The organism is Corallococcus sicarius (genome assembly GCF_003611735.1).
GTDB lineage: Bacteria > Myxococcota > Myxococcia > Myxococcales > Myxococcaceae > Corallococcus > Corallococcus sicarius.
This window is the reverse complement of the sequence record NZ_RAWG01000026.1, coordinates 25,211-46,639: the sequence shown is the minus strand read 5'-3', so window position 1 is coordinate 46,639 and position 21,429 is coordinate 25,211. Positions and strand designations below refer to the sequence as shown.

Genomic DNA, 21,429 nt, shown 5'->3' with positions numbered 1-21,429 from the left:
TCATCTCCCCTGGTACCAGTTGATGCCGGCCAGCAGATTGAAGGCCAGGCCCTTGCGCGTCCCCTCAGGGACACTCGCGGCGCCGTAGTGGCCCCGGCCCTGGACGTCCACGACGAAGCGCCCTGCCCTGATGACCTCGAAGCCGGTCCCCAGCGTCACGGACGGGCCCAGGTGGAACTTGCCCTCGTCCTTGCTCTTCACATCGTAGAAGGCGGGCGCATCGAGCGTCAGCCCGACCCCGCCCATCACCCACCACCGGTCCAACGGCCAGAACTGGAGGGAGGGAACGACGCCTTCGAAGCCCCGGTCCCGCTCCCTGCCAGCCCCCTTGTACCGGTAGATGCTGCCGGGAAGGTGCAGGACCAGCGCGGTGTCGTGCCGGAGCATCGCCCCGATCTTCAAGTTCGGAAACGACGCGGAGAGCTCCATCCGGGCTGGCACCGCCCCCACCGCCGTCCGGATGGACGAGACACCAAACGCCGCTCCAAGCACGAGCCCACTTCTTCCCTCCTCCGCCCTGGCACGCGTGGAACAGCCGACGCTGACGCACAGGAAAAGCCACACCCACGCTGACCTCATGACCGCCTCCTCTTCCGGCGCGAGCGGCCTCGCCGGCATGCAATGTAAATACGACTAACATCCAGGGATGAAAAAGAGCGGACAGCACGCAGCTTCCGCTCCCGGGCACGACGACACATGTTAGTGTCACTCACATCGATAGCATCGGATCCTCTGGGTGAGCAAGCACGAAGGAGGTTGGCGGTGGCGCGCAGGAGCAGCAAGACGGAGCCGGAGCGCAAGGCGGACGACGCCTACCATCATGGGCATCTGCGGACCGCGCTCCTGCAGGCGGCGCTGGAGACGATCGCCGCGCGCGGCGTGGACGCCGTGAAGATGAACGAGCTCGCCCGCCTCACGGGTGTCTCCGTGGCGGCTCCCTTCCGGCACTTTCCGAACCGGCAGGCCCTGCTGGTCGCGCTCGCGGAAGATGCCGCACAGCGGCTGCAGGCGCGGATGGAGGCAGCAGCCCGCTCCCACGAGGATCCGACCGAGGCCCACCGCGCGCGCGGCGTGGCCTACGTCCGGTTCGCGGTGGAGGAGCCCGCCTACTTCGCCGTGCTCAGCCGGGCCGAGGTGATCGCCGCCTCCCCCGTCCTGCAGCGGATGTCAGCGATGAACATCGAGGCGATGGACCTGATCCTCGGCAAACGGCGGGGCGGAGATGCGACTCCCACGCTCGTGCGCCGCACGGCGGGCGTCCTCGCGGCCCAGGCACTCACCTTCGGGCTGGCCCGCATGATCGTCGAGGGACTGCTCGGCGACATCACCGCCGAGCAGGCGGAGCGTCTGGCCCACGAGGTCACCGGGGTTCTGGGCGAAGGGCTGTAGTTCCCGTCACCGTCCGCTTGCGTTCGCACGGGACGCGCCGCGTGTAGCCCCGACGCAGAAAACCCATGCGGCCAACGCGTCCCTCCCAGGGCGCGACGGCCAGACAGGGGCCACAGGCATTGGCACCGTTCTTGGAATGGGGTGCGGCACGCCCCCTGCGGAGAACGCCCGATGAGCATTCCACTGACTGACAACCTGATTGACAACCTTGTCGATCCTTCCAATTGGATGTCGCTGCTCGCCAGACTCAAGCCCGACGTCCGGTTGAAGGACTTGTCGATCCCCGGCACGCACGACTCGTGCAGCCGCCTGGAGGCGTGCAAGCCCATCTCCACGACGCAGTATGCGACGCTCGAGCAGCAGCTGGATGCGGGGGTCCGCTTCCTCGACGTGCGCATCAAGACCGACGGCCCCACGGGCTTGAAGGTCGTGCATGGGATTGAGGACGTGGGGGATTACTACGCCGCTGGCGGCAGGCTGTCCTTCCAGACCGTCCTGACGCACATCTACGCGTGGATGAACAAGCCGGAGCACCGCGACGAGTGCGTGATCATGAAGGTGGTGGATTGCGACCACACCCACCTCGACACGGAGCCCGCTGACTACGACACCCACACCCGCATCCACGACATCTGGAAGAGCGTGGATGACGCCAGTCACGGGATGAAGAGCCTGGACTTCAACACCCAGCACACCGCGGAGGACTTCCTGCGGATGACGCTCGCTCAAGCGAAGGGGAAGTTGCTGCTGTGGCGCGTCTTCAAGGATCCAGAGGTCCCCCATGGAAAGCGGAAGGCGTTCGGGTTGGACCTGTATCAACTGAAGGACGAAGCCCGGTTTGACAACAATCCCTATTTTGGCATCACCTCCCCCGCCGCTGATGGCACGAAGCGGATCAACACGCTGCATGCGCAGTCGCTCTACACCTGGAAATACAGCGGCCCGCACCAGAAGCTCACCTACGCTGACAAGATGAACGTGGTGCGACACCTCTTGTACGAGGCCTGGCACGACCACACGGGCAAAGCCGGGACGCGGAGTTTTGATTCCTATCGCGTCAACGAACTGAACATCGCGGCGATCTACCAGTCGTCGTCGGACCGTCAGGACGTGGATTCCCTGAGGTATTACCCCATCACCAATGCGACCCACATCAATCCGCTGGTAGGGGCCTTGTTGGACCAGCTGCTGTCACCCGAACCCACGCTGCCCAACCTGAGCAGCAGCAACCCGCAAGGGCATGGCAGCGTGGGGATCATGCTCTTTGACTGGGCGGAGGATCCCGCTGCCACGCGACGCGACTTTGAGCAGACCCGGCTCTTCACCGAGCCGCTCTACAAGAAGGTGATCCTCTTCAACTTCAAGCCCTCGAAGATGTTCGCCCGCGACAACCTGGGCGTTGACTCCATCCGCTACCAGCCCCTGGGTGACTCGCCCTACGCCGCTCTGCGATACCATGACAAGGGCGCTTGGCACACGGTGGAGGGGACCCCGGGGCCTTCTCCCCTGCCCTTCAAGATAGGCCCCATCACCGCCTGAGCGGGCCACCCTCAACGGGGGCTTCACTTCAAACGGGGCAGATCCACCACGAAGGTGGCGCCGGCGCCGAGCGCGCTCTCCACGGTGATGGTACCGCCGTGGGCGCGGACCGTCTCCCGCGCGAGATAGAGCCCCAGGCCCAGCCCGCCATAGTTGTACGCAGGCGCGGCCTGCTCGAACCGCTCGAAGATGCGCGCCTGGTCCGCACGGTCCACCCCGCCTCCCCGGTCCTGCACCTCGAGACGCGCGAAGTCGCCCATCACTCGCGTCCGCACCGCCACGGGATGGCCCGCGCCGAACTTCATGGCATTGAGGAGCAGGCTGGTGACGAGCCGCCCCACGCGGATGCGATCCCATCGCCCCACCACCGGCTGCTCGAACTCGAGCGCCACGGAACACCCCGCGGCCTTCAGACGATCCGTCAGGGCGTCCACCTGCTCCCGCACCAGACCGGACAGGTCGAACTCCTCCAGCTCCAACGCCAGCGCCAGCACGCCCGCCTTGAACCGGGACACATCGAGCATCTCGTCGGCCAGATAGGCGAGGCGGCTGACCTGGCGCTCGAAGGTCCCGAGCAGGGCGACGAGCCGGCCCTCCGTGTGCGCGTCATTCGTCCGCGTGCCCATCACCCGTCGGATGGATTGCACCTGGAGCTTCATGGCCGTGATGGGGGTCTTGAGTTCGTGGGAGGCAATGGCCAGGAAGTCGTCGCGCACGCGGACCGCGTCCTGGGCGGCCTGGTAGAGGCGCGCGTTCTCCAGGGAGATGGCGGCCTGCGCGGCCAGCACCTCCAGGGTGAGGATCCGCTCGGACGTGAACGCCCCCGCGAGCTGGTTGTTCTCCAGGTAGAGCATGCCGGCGAGGTCGGCCTGCCGGACGAGGGGAATGCACAGCACCGAGTGCACGCGCAGCGAGGCGAAGTAGCGATCCGAGGAGAAGGGGTTTGGCTGGGAGGCATCGTCGAGCAACACGGGCTGCCGCATCCTCCGCACATGCGTCAGGAGCGAACCCGGAAGCTCGGCACCGGGGGCGACGGGTTCGCCGAAGACGGAGGCCTGGATCCCGGACTCCGTCAGCTGGGCCGCCACCCGCACCAGGGGATGGCCTCCTTCGAGCGTCATCAGGTATCCGCGCTCCGCGCCGGCCTGCTCCAGCGCGCTTCGCAGGAGCTTCTCCAGCAGCCGCGGCAGGACGATCTCCTGGGAGATGACCTGTGACGCGTGCGCCATCGCCCGCGCGTCGAGCTGCGCGGGCTCCGCGGACCGGTGGAAGGGAAGCACGCGCGACAGGCGCTGCTCCAGGTGGGGGTGCAGCTGCTCCAACTGGCGCAGCTTGGCCTGGGCACCCCACTCCTGGTAGGCGCGCCAGGCCTCCTCGAGGTAGGCCTCGGCGATGGTGCGCAGGCCACGGGAGCGGTAGAAGCTCGCGGCCAGCTCTCCCGCCAGCGCCGCATATTGGAGGAAGCCGCTCGCGCGCGCGGCCCGGAGCGCCCGCTCGTAGTGCTCCATGGCCTCCTCGGCACGTCCCTGCTGCCGCGCGACCTCGGCCGACACCAGCGCCTCGAAGGCGAGGAAGTTGGCGGGACAGACCGCCGCCAGGTTCTTGAGGAAGGCGTGATGGCCGTCGAGCTCGCCCCTCCACTTCGCCTGCTCCTCCGCGGGGGCCTCCTCGCCATGGGCCGCCAGGGCCAGCGCGACCATGAAGACGGCATGGGCCTCCCCGTACTGGCCCCGCTGGCAGACGATGAGGCCGGAGAGCTGTCGCGCTTCGGCGAGCGCGGCCGCGCGGTTGCCCAGGAGGAGCTGGAGCTCGAGGCGGTGGAAGCGGTACCAGAAGCTGACGAACAACGGGTGGAGGCCTACCCGCTCGGCGAAGGCCGCCTCCTCGAGCCGGTCGAGGGGGAAGGCCGGAGGACGACCGCGCAGCGACTGGGCGAAGCGCTGGACGATCTCCACACACATGGCCAGCGGCTCGTTCCCGACGCCGCGGTTGAAATCCGCGGCGTCCCGCGCCGCGCGCTCCACCTCTTCGAGCCGTTCACCCGCCGCGAGCGACAGCAGGCAGCGGTGGGTGAGCCCGAGGCAGACGAAGACCACGTCTCCCGCCCGCCTTCCGGCGCGCAGGACCCGGTCGAGGAAGGGGAAGAGGGAGCGCACCGACTCGACCCAGGGGAGGAGGGCAACGCCCGCGACCAGGCACACCTTCGCCTCATCCGCGAGGAAGCCGTGTCGCTCCACCAACGCGAGCGCCACGCGGGCGAAGCGGGCGGCCCTGGCGTACTGCTGCTGGGTGATGACCAGCTCGAAGCCGTAGGCGGTGAGCCCCACCGTGGAGGCGGAGGTCAGTCCATGCCGGAGCGTGAGGATCACCATCTGGCACGCCACCAGGTGGTGCAGCTGGGGGTTCCAGAAGTAGGCCGTCGGCAGGAAGGTGGCCAGCACGCTCATGGCGGCCTCCATGTCGGGATCCCGCATGGGGGTCAGGCCGAGCAGCGCTTCGATGGCTTCCGCTCCGAGCAGCTGCGCCACGGTGCGATCCGCCTCCTCCAATTGCGCCAGCGTCGGTTGCGGGCTCAGCTCGATGCCGTACTGACGGAGGCAGGCACTGGCGCTGTCGATGGCCAGGCTCAGCGCGCCCCGCGTGGTGTGAAGGTCGATCTGCGCCCGGTAGGCGCTGGCGCGCTCGGCGGGAGTCCTCGCATGGGCCAGCAGGACGGCCAGGAGGCGCTCGGCCTTGTCCAGATTGCCAGCGCACAGCTCGCTCTCGGCCTCTTCCAGGTGGAGGCCCTGGGCGAGATCATGATCAGCGCGCCAGGGCTCGGGAGCCAGCAGCGCCAGGCCCGCCTGGAGGTTCTGGATCGCCGCGCCAAAGGCGGAGGCAGCCTTGGCCCGCCTGCCGGCGAGCAGGTTGAGCCGGGCGGTCGCGATGCGCTCGTCCAGCGCTTCGATGAGATGCGCGCCCTGGTTGAGCTGGCTCACCAGGGTGAACACCCGCTCGGGCAACAGCTGCGGTGGGGTGTGCGCGAGCAGCTGGCGACCGATGCGCAGGTGCGTGGCCGCGCGCGCCTCGGGCTCGAGGAGCGCGTAGGCGGCCTGCTGGACGCGGTCGTGCAGGAACCGATAGGTGCCGTCGAGGGAGAGAAGCAGCCCCTCGCGCACCGCCAGGTCCAGCGCGGCGCGCAGGGCCTCCTCCGACGAGAAGCCCCCCGTCACGAGGAGCGGTCCAGGTTCGACGGTCGCGCCCAGGCACGCCGCGAGCTTGAGCGCTTCCTGCGTGACGGCGGGGAGGCGCCGCAGCTTGTCGAGCATCAGCCCGATGACGTCTTCGCTCAGCTCCAGCGCGCGGATCCGGTAGGCGCTCCACCGCCAGGTGCCGCGCCCCCGGTCGAATGAGATCAGGCCGTCGCGATGGAGCGCGAAGAGCAGTTGGACGGTGAAGAAGGGGTTGCCGTGGGTCTTCTCGTAGACCAACGCCGTCAGCGGAGCGAGGGTCCGTGGGTCGGCGCCGAGCGTGTCTCCGATGAGCTGCGCGCAGCCCTCGAGCGACAGCGGGAGCAAGGAGAGCTCCGTCACCCGGGTCGGGCCCTTCTTGAGCTGGCCCACGGTGACCGCCAGCGGGTCGGACGGTGCCCTGTCGCGGTCGCGGCAGGCCCCGACGATGAGGAGGGGGTGGGGAGCGGGGTGCGACACCAGGTGCTGGAGCAGCCGCAAGCTGGCCTCGTCGGCCCACTGCAGATCATCGAGGAAGAGCGTCACCGGGTGCTCCCCGGTGAGTGCCTCCAGGAGCTGTCGGAACACCAGGAGGAAGCGGCTCTGGGCTTCGACGGGAGGCAGCGACGCGACCTCCGGCAGCCGCCCGGTCACCAGGAGCAATTCGGGGATGAGGTCGGCGATCAACTGCCCGCTCGCGCCGAGCGCCGCATCCAGCCGCTCCCGCCAGCGAGCCCTGGGGGAGGCCTCCTCCGCGGCGAGCTGCCGGAAGAGGGGTTGGAACGCGTGGGCGAAGGCCGCGTAGGGAGCCTCCTGCTGCTGGTCGAACTTGCCCGTCAGGAAGAGGCCGCCCTGATCGAGGACCGTGGACCTCAGCTGTGCCACGAGGGACGACTTGCCGACGCCACCCTCCCCCATCACCAGGAACAACTCCGGGAGCTTCGTGGCCACCACCCGCTCGAAGGCGGCGCGCAGCTGCCCGAGTTCGGCCTCCCGCAGCGGGATCAGCTGCGGTGTTCGCAGCTGTCCGAGCCCGTCGCTGGTGCCGAGCGCGAACGGTTCGATCCGCTGGTTCGAGGTCCATTGCTGGCGGCAGTTCAGCAGGTCCGTGAGCAGCGCTTGTGCTGTCGGGTAGCGGTCCTCGGGCGCCTTCGCCAGCAGGCGCAGCACCAGGTCCGACACCACGGCCGGGAGGTGGGGCTGGAGCTCCACGAGCGGCCGGGGCGTGCGGGCAAGGTGGCTGTGGATCCACCCGAGCGGATCCTCGGCCTGGAAGGGCAGCTGCCCGGTGAGCATCTGGTACAGCACGACGCCCGCCGAATAGAGGTCCGTGCGCGCGTCGAGGGGACGGTCCATGCGACCGGTCTGCTCGGGCGAAAGGTACGGAAGGCTCCCCACCACCTGCCTGGGCACGGGGAGGGGCGACGAGGGCTCGCTCCCGACACGAGAGGCCAGGGCGAAGTCGGTCAGCTGGACGTGGCCCTTTTCAGCATCGACGACCAGGTTCTCCGGGCAGACGTCCTTGTGGATGACGCCGTGGCCGTGGAGGTCGGCGAGCGCCTGGGCGATGCCGACGGCCAGGTGGAGCGCGCGGCCGACCTCCATCGGGCCTTCGAGCAACTCGTCGAGGAATCGTCCTCCGGCATCCTCGAACACGAGCGCGAAGCGATCACCGGACGCTTCCAGGGACAGCGTGCGCACCGCGGCCGGAGAGTCGAGTTCGCGCCCGAACTCGAACGCGTGGCGGAGCTCCGCGAGCTCTCTCGGGGAGGGCTGCTGGGAGCGCAGCATCTTCACGATGACCCGGCGGCCGGCGGCGGATGCTCCCCGGTAGACGACCGCGCTCTCCCCCTGACGCACGACCGCGTCCAGGGTGTACCCGGGGAGCACGTCCATCTTCTCGTCCATCCTCACCTTCGTAGTATCGGAGAGTCGGAGGAGCGCTGCAGTGCATAAAGCTCAAGCGCTCCCGGTGGGCGACAATCCGGACGCTTGATCCAAGGGGCCCCGCCCGCCCCCCGGGCAGGCGTGGATCAAAGCTCGTTGAAGATGAGCAGCCCGCGCGAGGTGTCCACCGCGTAGACATACCCGTCGCCCGGGACGCGCATGCCGATGGCGCCCTCGTAGAGGGTGCCCAGCCGGTTCGGGTCGCTCTCCCGGTACGTGTTGAAATGGGCAATCTCCTTGGGGCGCGTGGGATTGGCCACGTCGAACACGCGGACGCCTTCATGGTACCAGGCGACGTACAGCCGGGTGCCCTTCAGGATCATGTTGTGGATGGAGGTGCCGGGGCGCATCCGGTGCTCCGCGAGGAGCTGGATGTGGGCCGGGTCGGTGACATCCAGCACGCGAAGGTGCGCGCCCTCCTGCTCACTGCCCTCGAACGCGATGGTGCGGCCCGCGAAGGTCCCCACCGCGGTGGCATGGCTGTATTGCCGGTTGTAGGAGTACTTGCCCAGCTCCTTGACCTGCATCGGGTCGCTCGGGTCGGTGACCAGGAAGCCGATGTCCGTATGGTTGATGTAGAGGCGGCCCTCGTAGGCGAAGGCGTCGTGCGGATAGCTGGTGACGAACTCCTCTGACTTGAAGGTGACGCGGTTGAGCAGGACAGGCTCTTGCGGCGACGTGATGTCGAAGATGAGCGTCTGCCCGGGCCGCAGCGCCATGGCGTAGAGCCGGTTGCCATCCACGAACAGGGTGTGCACATCCAGGGGCGCGCCGCTGGGCACGCTGCGGATGTAGGTCGGATCCGCCGGGTTCGAGATGTCAAACAGGATGACGCCCGAGGCGCGGGTGGCGACGTAGAGGACGTCGTCCTTGGCCCACGCGGCGTTCCAGTACCCGTCGCCCGGCAGGGAGATGACCTTCTTCAACACGGGACGGCTGCGGTCACTGACGTCGAAGACCGTCAGGCCTCCCGCGGGCATGTCGGCCTTGTACTGGATGGACACCACGTAGGCGTGGTTCTTCGTGACATAGACATCCACCGGAAAGCCAAGCCCGACGAAGGATTCGGACACGAGGTTCATGCCCCCGGAGGACTCGGCCTCACCGCGGCCAAAGACCATGCGGTCCGCGTCGAACGTCCCCTTCTCCGTGAGCACGTTGTTGGTGCAGAGCGCATAGCAGCCGGTGATGTGGTGGCGTTCGGGCACGTCACAGCCCGCCAGCGCATACCTCACGACCGCGCCCCGGGTCGTGGTGTAGCCGCCGGTGAGGAACATGCCCTGGTCGTCGAACTGCTGCCGGATGAGGGGCCTGTTGATCATGCTTCCGGCGCCGCCGCCCTCCGGGAGCCGGAACCCGATGCCCCCCCACGGATACTCGCCGGAATCCCAGCGCAGTTCGGTCTGGTAGATGCCATGCCGTTCGGCCTTGCTCAGCGCGCCCAGGTTGCATTGCGACAGGTCGAAGAGGGCCGGGGTGTCGCAGTCGAGTTTGGTTCCGACGGGGGGTGTGAACGCGCAGGGGGCGAAGACGCCGCGGTCAATCCAGTCGCCCTTCTCTTCGATGGGGGTATAGGTGCCGTCCCACGCCACGACAGGGGGCGTGCCGGCATCCGGTGTCCCCTTCGCGTCAGAGCAGGCCATCAGGAGCACGGGGCAGGCGAGCAGCAGCGCTCGCATCGGGCGCGAAAGACAAATCATCGAGAAGCTCCATGGCTGGGCAGCATCCGGCCGTGCGTGCGCAGATTCACCCGCAGTGTAGGGATGTTCTCGAAATGGATCTACCCCGGGGGTGCTGGCGCATCAGCGGGGCCTCAGCCAGGGTGAGCGCCCACCTCGATCTGGAGTCTTCCATGGCGTTGCGTCGGCCGATGTTGCCCCTGCTGTTCCTGCTGAGCGCGGCGTTGGGATGCACAGACGGGGTCAGCCCTGGCGGTCCAGGGAGCCCAGACGCCCCGGACGCAGGTGCTGCTGACGCGGGCGTCGCCGACGGCGGTCCGCTGAATCCCGCCTGGTTCAGCGGCCATGCCCTGAATGAATGGTTCGTCATCCCTGGCACCCAGGGCGCTGGCGGCTCCGCGGTCAACGCCTACTCGGGAATGGCCCTCCGCGAGGACACCAGCGAGCTGTGGATCGCCGCCGCGGGCGGCCACTCGGACAGCGCCGACAATCGCGTGGTCTCCCTCGATCTGCGGCTCGACGCTCCGACCTGGGTCCTCCGGAAGGCCGCCAGCACCTCCATCGCCAACGACGTGCCGCACTACCCGGACGGCACTCCGGCGTCGCGGCACCTCTACCAGACGATCCACTGGGTGCCCTCGGTCCACCGGGTGATGCTGGTCGGCAACCGCGGCGGATATCCCAATGCCTATCACTACCCCAAGGTGGATGGCTTCAACCCTGACACCAACAACTGGGATCCCGCGGGCACCTGGGCCGACGAGGCAGCCGCCTTCACGGGCATGGTGCGCGACGGGAACGGGCACATCTGGACCAACGGCTTCACGGTCTTCGCACCGGAGACGAACACCTGGTCGGAGCCGCTCACCTCCCACCCGATCCCGATCCGCTTCCCGGTCGCCTACGATTCGCGGCGAAACCAGCTCTTCTCCTTGATGTGGGCCGACGGGCAGGGCTACGGCACCCCGGGGTTCAACTCCTCTCGCATCCCAGTGGGAGGGAAGACCCAGTACAAGGTCACCCTGGCTCCAAGTGCGGCGCTCACCCGGCTGCAGGGGCTCATTCCGGTGTACGCGGCGATGGTCTATGACACCGGCAACGACCGGTTCCTGTTCTACGACGGGCGCGCGGCCCCGGGAGAAGTCTTCGTGGTCACCCCGGGCGCCACGGACGACGCGCCGTACTCGGTGAGCCTGCTGGACCTGGGCCCCGGTTCGTCCACCCCGCCTGCGACCGTGGGCGCCGGGATCAACAGCCGCTTCCGCTACGTGCCGGAGCTGCGTGGCATCGTGGCCATGCCCGACGCCCGGCAGCCGCTCTACTTCCTCCGGCTCGAGTAGGCGCCACGGATTTGCGGCGCGGCTACCGGCGCAGGCCTACGCGGAGCAGTGGCCCCCCTGGCCCCGCGTGGTTCATCCAACACTTCAGTGCCACGACACGAACACCTGGAACCGCGGGTTCGCCTGGGGGCCGATGTTCTCGTCGAGAATGAGGCTGTCACGCCGGAAGAGCTGGATGCTGCCGCCCAGCCCCAGCCCCAGTTCGCGGAACACCGGGATGTCCGCGTGCAGGCGCCCCTCCTGGATCAGGTGGTCGTTCGGCGCCCCGTCCAGGGTGCGGATCCACGACGCCTTGAACTCCAGGCCGACGTACTCCCAGGGCCAGGAGCCCAACGCGGCCCGCAGCGTGGCGCCCAACCCGGGCCCGTAGTCGTAGCCCCGCTCGTTGGTCTCGGAGGGGTCGGAGGAGAGGGCCGCGAGCGCCACTCCCCGCAGGTCCAGGGTCGCCCGCACATCCAGCGATCCATTCAGCACATGGCGGTAGAGCAGGCTCCCGCTGAAGGACTGAGAGCCCACCTGGTAGTTGCCGATGTCCACGTAGTCGTAGAACTGGTACGCGCCCAGCAAGACCTGCCACTGGGGGCGCCGCACCAGCGGGGTGACCGCGAGCAGCCCCTGCACCTCGGCCTGGCTGAGGAAGTGGGCCTGGCGGGTGATGAAGGAGGCGTCCATCGCGAAGCTGTCGAACGGCTTGTGGAACTCGTCGAGGAACGGGTCGCCGTAGCGCAGGCTCAACCCGACGAGGAGCTGGCCCTGGCCCGCCTGCCCTGTCACGGCATCCCCCTCCTGGAGGTAGCCCGCCCGCGCGAAGCTGGAGAAGTGGCGCGGCGTCCACTCGCGCGGTGTGGGACCGACCCGCCACGCCTCGCCCCGGACGACCCGGCTGAGGCCACGTCCGGGATTGAGCAGGCCCGCCGCCGCCTCAAGGCCGCCCCGCTTCCAGCCCGTGGCGCCGTTGTCCAGGATCATCGAGGACAGCCGGTACAGCACCTCGCCGATGGCGAGACCTCCGAGGCTGGTGTTGATGATGTCGTTGGTGGACGGCGGGTTGTTCTCGCCGAACACCTCCCACTGGAGGCTGCCGAGGAAGGTGAGGACGCCGGACTCCCAGTAGGTGAAGCCGTTGTCGCGCCCGATGTTGTAGTAGATGCCACCGTGGTACGGGTGGTCGAGCTGGTTGGCGGTGAACTTGTCCGCGTCCCACTCGAAGCTGCCCGTCAGGTTGCGCTTCCACACCTCCGGGTTCACGTCCGACCAGTCGGTCTTCCTGATGAACCGGTTCACCGACCATATCGCCGTGTTCGCCAACGTCACCTCGCCCAGCGCCAGCCAGACATGCCGGCGCGCAGGCGCCGGGGCGACGGGCGCATCCGCGGGGAGCTCTTCCGCATGGGCCGGGAAGGCAGCGGCCAGCAGCAGCACCAGGGTGAAGTGCACGAGGGCTGCGGAGTTGGTCCCCTCGGACCTCACGGCCATTCTCCCCAATGCGCGGCTCCGCCTCTTGTAGGTCGGGAGGAGCAGCCCCGTCCCTCCTCGCCGGCAAGCATGTGGGGATTGAGGGTGGGACTGGCCTGCCCCGCCGGCCATCGGCCCTGGGGCCGGAGGGTGCGTCGGATGGGGAACGGCCACCCCGAGGAGCGCATGGGGCACCCCCCAGGGCCATGGCGAAACGGAATCTTTGGTCCCCCGCACCGTTCATGTACGCAATGAGTCAGCCATTGCCGCCCGACACAGCAGGCCGAGTCGCGCATGGGAGGGTCGCGTCCCTGCGACAGGTCCTCCCGCGAAGCAAGGGCCTGCTCGTCGCGCCGTGGGCGATCCTCCTGCTCACGCTCCTGACCGCGTGCCCGCTCGCGGTGAACTACCCCGACGAGGCCGGACCGAGATACAGCGGAGATCATCGGACTGCTGGCGCCGTCTCCGCGGAGCAGGAGCCCTCCTCGCTCACCGTCGTGACGTTCAACCTGGCCTTCGCCGAGAACGTCACCGAGGCGATCTCCGCCCTCACGAGGCCTCCGCTCGCGGGGGCGGACGTCATCGCGATGCAGGAGATGGACGCGAGCGCCGTGGACAGGATCGCGAGGGAGCTCGGGCTGGCCTACGTCTACTACCCCGCCTCCGTCCACCAGAAGGATGGCGATGACTTCGGGAACGCGCTGTTGAGCCGGTGGCCCATCACCGAGGACCGGAAGATCAACCTTCCCCATGACGACCCGTATCACCAGCAGCATCGCATCGCCGTCGTCGCGACGCTGGACCTCCGAGGCACCCCGGTCCAGGTGGTCTCCGTGCACAACGCGACCCCCATCGTCGGGCTCAGTGCACGGCTCGATCAGTCGGAGACGATCATCGACGCGGTCGACGGAATGGGGCCGGTGCAAGTCATTGCGGGCGACTTCAACACCTCCGACCCGGGGAGCCTCGAACAGACCGTGAAGCTGTTCTCGGGGCGGGGATTCGAATGGGCCTCGGAAGGAGTGGGGGACACCGTGGACTCCATCATCGGCGGCTTGCCGCTCGACTCCGTCTTCGTCCGGGGCCTCACTCCGGTGGAGCGCGGCGTGGACAGGAGCCCTGCCGGGAGCGACCACCATCCGCTCTGGGTGCGCTTCGCATGGCCGCAATGACGCCGCGGCACGCCGCGCGGGCCCTGGGGTTGGGTGGGATGCTCCTCTTCATCCCCGGTTGTCTGAGCGGAGCGCGCAACCTCGGCGCGGCGACGACCCCCGTGGGGACGACGGAGGTCGGCGTTTCACTCAACGCGCTCGCCTTCGAGCGCGGCCGGGAGCGGGCGTATCTGCCCAATCCCGAACTCACCTTCCGCAAGGGGGCCGGCGAGAACTGGGATTGGGGCGGTCGCCTCACCTTGCTGGGCCTCGAACTCGGGACCCGGCATCGGCTCGTCAACCGGTCTCCCTGGACGTTGTCGGTCGCCCCGAGCGCGGGTGCCTGGTACGTGCCCGTCACCAACAACTCCACGGAGCCCGTCAACTTGCGCCTCGGGGCGCAGGCGCTGCTCGACTACCGCATCAATCGAACGTGGACCGTCACCGGGGGAGCCTCGCTGATGGGGGCCTTCGCGGGACCGCTCACCGTCTTTCAAGGCAGGTTCAACGGCGCGCACCTGCTCGCCTCACCGGGCGGTTCGCTGGGCGTCGCGTACCGGCTGGGTCCGTCCCTCGAACTGCGAGCGGAGGGCGGCCTCGAGCTTCCGCTCGACCTGGGAGGAGGCCGCCGGCCGCTGACGGGCCATCTGGGGTTCGCGCTCCGCTGGGGACGCGCTGCCGGCCGGTGACGGAGCCTTCGCGCTCCCGCCCGTCCCCCCAGGGTGATTGTGCCCGGCCGCGGGGGCTCCCTAGCTTCAAGCTCCCGGGGGGCCCATGCTGCTCAAGCAAGACTATTACGCCAACGAGGTCTGGCCCGGATGGCTCAATGACATCCGCAACTCGCCCCATCACGCCATCTTCCTGCACGGGGTGATGGGCAGTGAGCTGTACGACCGGCAACGCCGTGACACCCTCTGGCTGGACACGGGCATCTGGCACGAGGTGGACAACCTCGCCTTCTTGAATGTCACGCCCCAGGGCGGAGTCGACAGCCCCGGGCAGTTCATCTACGCACGCTCCACGATCACCCTGCCCGTCATCGGCGATCACTACGCCGACTGTCTCGCGGACATCGGGTGGGGTCGCTTCAACTTCGACTGGCGCGACGGCATCGGCATCGAGGCACAGCGGCTGGCGCTCTTCCTGCGAAGCCTGCGCACGGACGGGCAGCCGCTGCGCTTCGTCACCCACAGCATGGGCGGTTGCGTGCTGCTGCGGATGCTGGCCTCCACACGCGAGTTCGATGATGCCATCGAGCACATCGTGTTCTGCGCGCCGCCCTTCTGGGGCGCCCTCAAGCCCATCCGGGTCATCGAGGATGGCACCGGTACGCCCGCGGACTGGCTCGTGAGCAATGCCACCCTGCGCCAGTCCGCGGCGAGCATGCCGGGTCTCTTCAACCTCCTCGTGGCTCCCCGCGAGTATTGGCCCTCGCGCCTGCCCGAGCTGGACGCGGTGCTGAAGTACCCCGTGCGCACCGGACAGGACCTCTACCGCGCCGAGTCCTGGACCAATTCCTACCACCGCCAGCTGCGTGACCCGCTGCTGCGCTTCTCCTACAGCGGCTACCAGTTCACCCGCCTGCAGGCGCAGGACGTGGCCCAGCGCTTCGCGTCGCGCACCGTGGTCATCGTCGGCCTGAACGGGAAGACGGACTACGCGGCGCGCATGGGGCCAGGAGGCTGGACCCTCCACTCGCAGCCGACGCCCGCGCCAGGCAAGCTCTCCAACGGGGATGGCACCGTGCTCTTCCAGTCCTCGGTCCTGCCAGGGCTGCCCACCTCCTGCTACTACGCCTACGTGCCCCCGGTCCGCGAGGACTCCCACGGCGACCTGGTCAACCTGCCAGAGGTCATCAACGCGACGCTCACGGCGCTCGCTGGAGGCTCCCTGGCCTCCAGCGGACTGATGCCCTACCCGGAGTTCCTCCACGCCATCGACTGGAGCAACGAAGTCGACCAGGCCCCCGAGCCCGGCCCGACGGAGCACCTGGACTACCTGGAGCGCGAGCGGATGCGGGCACGGTTTCCCCTGGCGGAGTGGGGACCCTCGCTGAACCCGGGAGGCACCGACGACCGGCTCTTCAATTCCACGCGGCAGTCCGCGTTCAAGGTGCTCCAGGGCGCGGACCTGCGCGCGGAGGCCGGCCGCCTCGGGGTGAGCTACCGCTTCCTCGCCGACCACCTCCGGGAGCTGCTCCTGCCCCTGCTCTCCGGGTGAGGTCCAGCGCCAGCATTCAGACGATTTTCGGATTATTCAAGTATATCTGAATGATATTGACATTCCGATTTCGGCATTCGCAAGGTCTGCCTGTCGCCAAGGCCCGCGACAGGAGATCGAACCATGCCGAAGTCGAAGCCACCCTCGTCCTGCCTCCTTCCCGCCCGCCGAGCCTGGCCGGCGCTGGCCGCCCTCGCCCTGGCCGCATTCGCGCCGGTGGCCGACGCCGATTCGGCCATCTACGGCGGTGGCCCGTTCTATTCCGGCGGCACCGCGGTGATGGACGACCTGCGCAGCTCGGGCTTCACCACCGTGATTCTCTGGAGCTTCCACATCGAGGACAACGGCGACCTCGTCTACAACGACATCCCGGTGGTCAAGAACGGCGCCTACATGGGCGACCCGGCCTGGCCCACGCGTCTGGCCACGCTCAAGGCCGCGCCGACCTCGGTCAATCGCATTGAAGTGTCGATTGGCGCCTGGAGCGTTCCCGACTTCGAGCGCATGGCCCGGCTGGTCAACGGCACCGCCGCGGGCTGCGGCAGCACCCTCGTCTGCGGCACCGGCAGCAACAGCATCCTGTACCGCAACTTCCAGGCGCTGAAGACAGCCACCGGCGCCGCCGCGGTCAACTTCGACGACGAGAGCGCCTACGACCTCGCCCCGACCACCCAGTTCGGGCAGATGCTCATCGGCCTGGGCTACAAGATCACCTTCGCGCCCTACACCCAGCAGACCTTCTGGAGGAACCTCAAGGACAACCTCGGCAGCGCGGTGGATGGCATCTACCTCCAGGTGTACGACGGCGGCGCCGGCAACAATCCGGCGAGCTGGAACACCGCCATGGGCATGACCGTCAAACCCGGCCTGTGGTCGCGCCATGGCACCGGCTGCACCAGCGGTGACAGTCCGGCCACCGTGCAGAGCAAGATGAGCAACTGGAAGAGCACCGCGGGCATTGGCGGCGGCTTCATGTGGCTCTACGACGACATCCAGAAGTGCGGGGCGCAGGGCACCACCGCGCAGTACGCGGCGGCGATCAACACCGCGGTCAGCGGCAACACCCCGCCAGTTGCCAACTTCGGCGTCACCGTGAGCGGACTGACCGCGACCTTCAGCGACGCCTCCACCGACAGCGACGGCACCATCGCCTCGCGCAGCTGGAACTTCGGCGACGGCAGCGGCTCCACCGCCACCCACCCCAGCCGTGTCTATGCCAGCGCCGGCAACTACAACGTCAGCCTGACGGTGACGGACAACGGCGGCGCCAGCCATACCAAGACCCAGACCGTCTCGGTGGGCACGGGCAACATCAACCTGGCGCTCAACAAACCGGCGACGGGCTCCACCGCCTGCAACAGCAGCGAGACGCCGGCCAAGGCGGTCAACGGGAGCGTCTCCGGCGGCACCACCGACAAGTTCTGCTCGTTGGCCTCCGCGGCGTGGCTGCAGGTGGATCTCGGCTCGGTGCAGACCGTCAGCAGCTTCGTCGTCAAGCATGCCGGCGCGGGCGGCGAGGCGAGCACCTGGAACACCCGGGCCTTCACCGTCCAGACCTCCAGCAACGGCACGACCTGGAGCACGCCCGTGACGGTGACCAACAACACCGCCAGCACCTCCACCCACGCCATCAGCGCCACCTCGGCGCGCTACATCAAGCTCAACGTCACCACCCCGACCCAGAACGGCGACCCGGCGACGCGCATCTACGACTTCGAGGTGCGCTGACCGTTTCCCCCTCCGCACCGACAGGCCGCTCCGGTGGCCTGTCGGTGGGCGGCAGTAGAACCGCGCCGTGCTCCCGCGCGTGGGCCCCGGCCGGACAGGAACACCGTCAGCGCGAGCAGCGCCGCGCACGTCCCCGCTCCGCTGCCCCTCGCGACCCCGCAGCCGCCCCCGCTCACCTCCTCCTCGGAACAGGGCAGCCACAGCCGGCACGCCTCGCCCGCCTTCACGCACAGCCGCCCTGCGTCAGGCCCGGTGCAGACCGCGCCGAAGCGACCGGCCTCGAGGCCCGCCACCGCGCAGCTCTTGCCTCCTCCCGTCCCGGTGACGCATGCCATTCCCAGGGGGCAATCGGCGTGACTCCGGCACGGCGCGGTGCACGCGTCCACCCCCGGGTCGAACGCAGGCCGCGTGGGCGGCGCCACCGCGACCTCGTCGAGGATCGCCTGAACGAAGGCCGCATGCGCGTCGACGCGCATGTTGGTGCCCGTCGTGCAAGCAAGGTCGCCATACGAGGTGACGCCGACGAGGCGCTCGGCGCCGTCGAGTTCGAGGAACGACGGACCGCCGCTGTCTCCGCCGCACGACATCCCGGGCGCGGCCGAGAGGGAGAAGGTCTCCGCCTGGACCGCTGTCACCCGGGCCGTGCCGCTGCGCCGGCTGCCCATCCGGCCCTGGTCGTCGACACCGAATCCCACCACCCGCGTGGTCCGCCCCACCACGTCCGCCGGCAGCGCGGCCATGCCTGGCGCCACCGGCGCGACAGGCGCATCCTCGGCGAGGATCAACACCCCCAGGTCATGCGCTCCCGCATGCCAGTCGGGGTGCAGCCGGCCCTCGACAGCTCGCACACGCTCGCTGGGGAGCGCATGTGCCGGCTCGGGCGCGAACACCACGGAGAGCAGCTGCGGCGCGTCCACGTTCTCCACGCAATGCGCCGCGGTCAGGACGACCCGGGGCGCGATCAACGTCCCCGTGCAGAGGACGGGCGAGGCCTCGGCCGGCTCGCCGCAGGTCGGCGCCACCGGGAGGATGGCTCCCACGGCCGGAGAGCCCGGCTCGGGCACACCGCCCACCACGGCCTGCCGCTGCACCGCGGGAACGGGCGCGGGCGGTCCACCACACGCACCCGCCGCCGCGAGGAGCAGCGCGACGGCGGGCCCGAGCGGGCGATGGAGCCTCATGCGCTTTCAGTCCCTCGCGAAGTCGCCCTGCGGCGCGTCCGAGGCCTTGCCCTCGACGCTCCAGTACTTCCACTCGCCGGTCTTCCCGCCATTCTCGTAGTGGCCCTGCACGGCCAGCACGCCGTTCGGGTGCCACTCCGAGTAGAGGCCCTGCGCGCGGTGCCCGAGCAGGGTCCCTTCAGCCCACTTCGTCCCGTCCGAGCGCCACGCGCTCCACTTCACCTCGCGCGAGCCGGCGGAGTGGAGTTCCTCGCGGTTCTTCTGTCCCTCTTCGTAGTAGAGGGTCCAGAGGCCCTGCTTGAGGCCGCCGCGGTACTCGCCCTCGGACTGCTTCACGCCCGTCTCGAAGGAGCTCACCCAGCGGCCTTCCATCTTGCCGTTGACGTAGCTCCCTTCGGTCTTGGCCTTGCCGTTGGGATGCCACTCCGCCCAGCGGCCATGCTTCGTGCCGTCGGGTCTGGCGCACCATTGAAGGGTCCCCTCCGGCGGCGCGTGGCCATGCAGCCGCGCGCCCTCCGGACAGGGGCCGGAGGCGCGACTGCATCCGAGGACCGCACCCGCGACGAGGGCCCACGCGACGAGGAGTCTGGGAAGGGAGGCTAGTAGCAGGTGCCGACCCCGCTGCAGCTGCAGTTGTTGGACGCGAACGAATAGTCGTCCGAGGCCGCCGCGAAGCTGCCGAGGCCGTAGTCGTGCTTGGCGCAGTCCTGCGTGTACGCCGTCGTGCCCACGCACCGGGGGGTGCTGGTGACGCCGCAGCCCTGACCACAGCGGCCCTTGCAGCCATTGTCGCCGCCGTTGCAGCCGCAGCCCATGCCGGCCTGACGGTAGTAGCCGGACCCGATGTACTGGTTGCCGCAGGAGCAGGAGATGTGGGTCCAGCCGCGCTCGGAGACGAACTGGTACGGCGTGAGCAGCTCGCCCACCGGCACGATCTGCATGAAGCTCGTCTGGCGCATCGCCGCGTTCTCCACCCGCGTGCGCTGCCCGCCGTCCTCCTCCGGGATGACCTTGGAGATCCCCTCGAGCAGCGGGGTCAGCAGCTGGGCCTGCGCCGCATCGAGCGGGTTGCCGCTCGGCGAGAAGTTCCCGACGCCCTGGTTGTAGTCGATGTGGAAGCCGATGACCGTCTCACCGAAGTCGTAGGTCACCTCGACGACGTCCCGGGAGGTCTCGACCACCAGCGCGCGAACGGACGCGCCGCCCGCGCGGTAGGTGGCCTCGAGCGTGGTGGCGTCGCGCTGGAGCAGCGCGAAGCCTTCCGCCGCGTCCCCCTGCTCCGCCGGTCCATCGGAACAGCCCAGTGCCAGCACCATCGTGAGTCCACACAACAGGAGCTTTCTCATCTTCCGCCTCGGTTCCGCGCGTCGGGTTGGGCGCAACGGAACGAGACGGTAGGAATCCTGGCGAGCGCCGGTCAAATCGACTTATGAGAATTCAAGGCAGACCCAGTGTCTCGTCCGCCCCGCCTGTGAGGCATGTGCGACCCGTCTCCGGCGTTTCCGGCTACGGCTGCGGCACGCCCGATTCGTAGGCCTTGCGGATGGCCTGGGCACAGACGCGGGACTTCTCGCCTTCGCCCCCGCCGAACTGGCGATGGCGCGCCAGGAGCATGTACTGGGTCCTGGCGGCGTTGACCCAGGGATAGAAGCCGAACGCTCCCGGCGAGGAGTGGCCCGTCACGGTCCACACGCCGTTGACCGTCTCTCCCTCGATCCAGTGCCCGAGCCCGTAATACGCCGGGCCTCCCGTCCACGGCGTGGAGGACACGTTGGGGCCCCCCTCCCAGGCCGGAACGGAGTCCACGGTCAGCCTGGAGGACAGCTCGTACTGGTTGTTGAGGAGCTTCATCAGGAAGACGCGGTAGTGCGCCGCGCTGCCCGTGAAGCCCCCGGCCGTCGCCACGTCGCTGTCGGACTCCGGCAGGGTGGTGCCCAGCCGGTTGTTGAGCCAGTCCATGACGCTCACCAACCCCGTGCCGCTCCTGGCGCCGATGTCGTCCAGGGCCAGCTTCTGCATGTGGCCCCCGTTGTAGAAGAACCGGCCGTTCTGCAGCGGGCGATAGGAGACGTTCTTGTAGGCGGGGCCGTAGCAATCCGAGACAGTCGTCCCGGCATCCCCACACAGGTTGGAGTGCTCGTCGATGTAGCCGCTGGTGAAGTTGAGCCGCTTCTTCTCGTCCGGGGTGAGGTTCGCGTACCCCTTCGCCTGCACGTAGGCCCCCGCGTACAGCCACTTGCTCGCGGAGGCGATGGGCATCACCGTCGTGGCGGACACGCCGCTGCCTCGCGTGAGCCCGTGGAGCGGCCCCGCGCCATTGCCAAGCTCCCAGTAGAAGTTCCCCAGCGGCGTGCAGCTCGCCGAGTCCTGGGCCGTGTCCAGCGCGGCTTGTTCATACACCGTGAGGGCCGCGCGGGACGTGCCCGGGGGCGCGTCCCCGAGGGGGAGGGGTTCCGGGGCGTCCTCGGCGCTTCCACAACCGATGAGGCCCAGGGCCAGCAGCCCGTACGCCGAGATGAAAGCCATTCTTCCGTATCGCTTCATGGGGTGATGCCTCCGGGAAATGGCCCTGTGAACCCGGGAGGCGTCCG

At 68.7% G+C, this 21,429-nt stretch carries 15 protein-coding genes; 7 read left to right on the top strand and 8 right to left on the bottom strand.

Translation table 11 applies throughout. The annotated features are described in order from the left end of the window. The gene (locus D7X12_RS42285; protein WP_158619980.1) at positions 1 to 492 is read right to left on the bottom strand and encodes a hypothetical protein; all 492 of its coding nucleotides are present in this window, start codon (positions 490 to 492) and stop codon (positions 1 to 3) included. 270 nt (positions 493 to 762) lie between these two features. On the opposite strand from D7X12_RS42285, the gene D7X12_RS06210 reads away from it, so the two are divergent. Continuing rightward, positions 763 to 1,389, top strand: a complete 627-nt coding sequence (locus D7X12_RS06210; RefSeq protein ID WP_158619979.1) for a TetR/AcrR family transcriptional regulator — start codon at positions 763 to 765, stop codon at positions 1,387 to 1,389. 171 nt (positions 1,390 to 1,560) lie between these two features. Beyond that, entirely contained in the window at positions 1,561 to 2,928 is a 1,368-nt protein-coding gene (locus tag D7X12_RS06205) for a phosphoinositide-specific phospholipase C-related protein (protein WP_120624332.1), read from the top strand. 23 nt (positions 2,929 to 2,951) lie between these two features. Here D7X12_RS06205 and D7X12_RS06200 read toward each other — a convergent pair whose 3' ends face one another. Both D7X12_RS06200 and D7X12_RS06195 read right to left on the bottom strand, forming a co-directional pair. After that, positions 2,952 to 8,045, bottom strand: a complete 5,094-nt coding sequence (locus tag D7X12_RS06200; protein WP_120624331.1) for a GAF domain-containing sensor histidine kinase — start codon at positions 8,043 to 8,045, stop codon at positions 2,952 to 2,954. Between the two features lie 125 nt (positions 8,046 to 8,170). After that, positions 8,171 to 9,784: an LVIVD repeat-containing protein gene (locus tag D7X12_RS06195; RefSeq protein ID WP_120624330.1), complete on the bottom strand. Its 1,614-nt coding sequence runs from the start codon at positions 9,782 to 9,784 to the stop codon at positions 8,171 to 8,173. Positions 9,785 to 9,936: 152 nt separating this feature from the next. Between D7X12_RS06195 and D7X12_RS06190 the strand changes: the two genes are divergently transcribed. Next, positions 9,937 to 11,103 carry a hypothetical protein gene (locus D7X12_RS06190; protein ID WP_147443543.1) on the top strand — a complete coding sequence of 389 codons (1,167 nt, stop codon included), beginning with the start codon at positions 9,937 to 9,939 and terminating at the stop codon, positions 11,101 to 11,103. An 84-nt stretch (positions 11,104 to 11,187) separates the two neighbouring features. Here D7X12_RS06190 and D7X12_RS06185 read toward each other — a convergent pair whose 3' ends face one another. Continuing rightward, entirely contained in the window at positions 11,188 to 12,573 is a 1,386-nt protein-coding gene (locus D7X12_RS06185; RefSeq protein WP_158619978.1) for a DUF3943 domain-containing protein, read from the bottom strand. 248 nt (positions 12,574 to 12,821) lie between these two features. On the opposite strand from D7X12_RS06185, the gene D7X12_RS06180 reads away from it, so the two are divergent. The 4 genes from D7X12_RS06180 (at position 12,822) to D7X12_RS06165 (ending at position 17,657) form a co-directional block, all read left to right on the top strand. Next, positions 12,822 to 13,730 (top strand): endonuclease/exonuclease/phosphatase family protein, encoded by a 909-nt coding sequence (locus D7X12_RS06180; RefSeq protein ID WP_244224386.1) that lies wholly within the window; start codon positions 12,822 to 12,824, stop codon positions 13,728 to 13,730. Next, on the top strand, positions 13,718 to 14,398 hold the full coding sequence (locus D7X12_RS06175; protein ID WP_244224385.1) for a hypothetical protein: 681 nt from the start codon (positions 13,718 to 13,720) through the stop codon (positions 14,396 to 14,398). The genes D7X12_RS06180 and D7X12_RS06175 overlap by 13 nt, the downstream gene beginning before the upstream one ends. Before the next feature lie 85 nt (positions 14,399 to 14,483). Then, positions 14,484 to 15,929, top strand: coding sequence for a lipase/acyltransferase domain-containing protein (locus D7X12_RS06170; RefSeq protein WP_120624326.1), 1,446 nt, complete (start codon positions 14,484 to 14,486; stop codon positions 15,927 to 15,929). Between the two features lie 123 nt (positions 15,930 to 16,052). After that, on the top strand, positions 16,053 to 17,657 hold the full coding sequence (locus D7X12_RS06165) for a PKD domain-containing protein (RefSeq protein WP_120624325.1): 1,605 nt from the start codon (positions 16,053 to 16,055) through the stop codon (positions 17,655 to 17,657). On the opposite strand, the gene D7X12_RS06160 is transcribed toward D7X12_RS06165, so the two are convergent. The 4 genes from D7X12_RS06160 to D7X12_RS06145 all read right to left on the bottom strand — a co-directional run bounded on the left by D7X12_RS06160 (position 17,636) and on the right by D7X12_RS06145 (position 21,364). Then, complete coding sequence (locus D7X12_RS06160; protein WP_120624324.1) at positions 17,636 to 18,838, bottom strand: S1 family peptidase; 1,203 nt, start codon at positions 18,836 to 18,838, stop codon at positions 17,636 to 17,638. The two genes, D7X12_RS06165 and D7X12_RS06160, sit on opposite strands and share 22 nt — an antisense overlap. A 6-nt stretch (positions 18,839 to 18,844) precedes the next feature. Further along, a complete protein-coding gene (locus D7X12_RS44090; protein WP_244224384.1) occupies positions 18,845 to 19,195 on the bottom strand; it encodes a toxin-antitoxin system YwqK family antitoxin in 351 nt (116 codons plus the stop codon). Positions 19,196 to 19,437: 242 nt separating this feature from the next. Next, complete coding sequence (locus D7X12_RS06150; RefSeq protein WP_120624323.1) at positions 19,438 to 20,184, bottom strand: hypothetical protein; 747 nt, start codon at positions 20,182 to 20,184, stop codon at positions 19,438 to 19,440. Between the two features lie 160 nt (positions 20,185 to 20,344). Further along, the gene (locus tag D7X12_RS06145; protein WP_244224383.1) at positions 20,345 to 21,364 is read right to left on the bottom strand and encodes a hypothetical protein; all 1,020 of its coding nucleotides are present in this window, start codon (positions 21,362 to 21,364) and stop codon (positions 20,345 to 20,347) included. Positions 21,365 to 21,429: the final 65 nt, after the last annotated feature.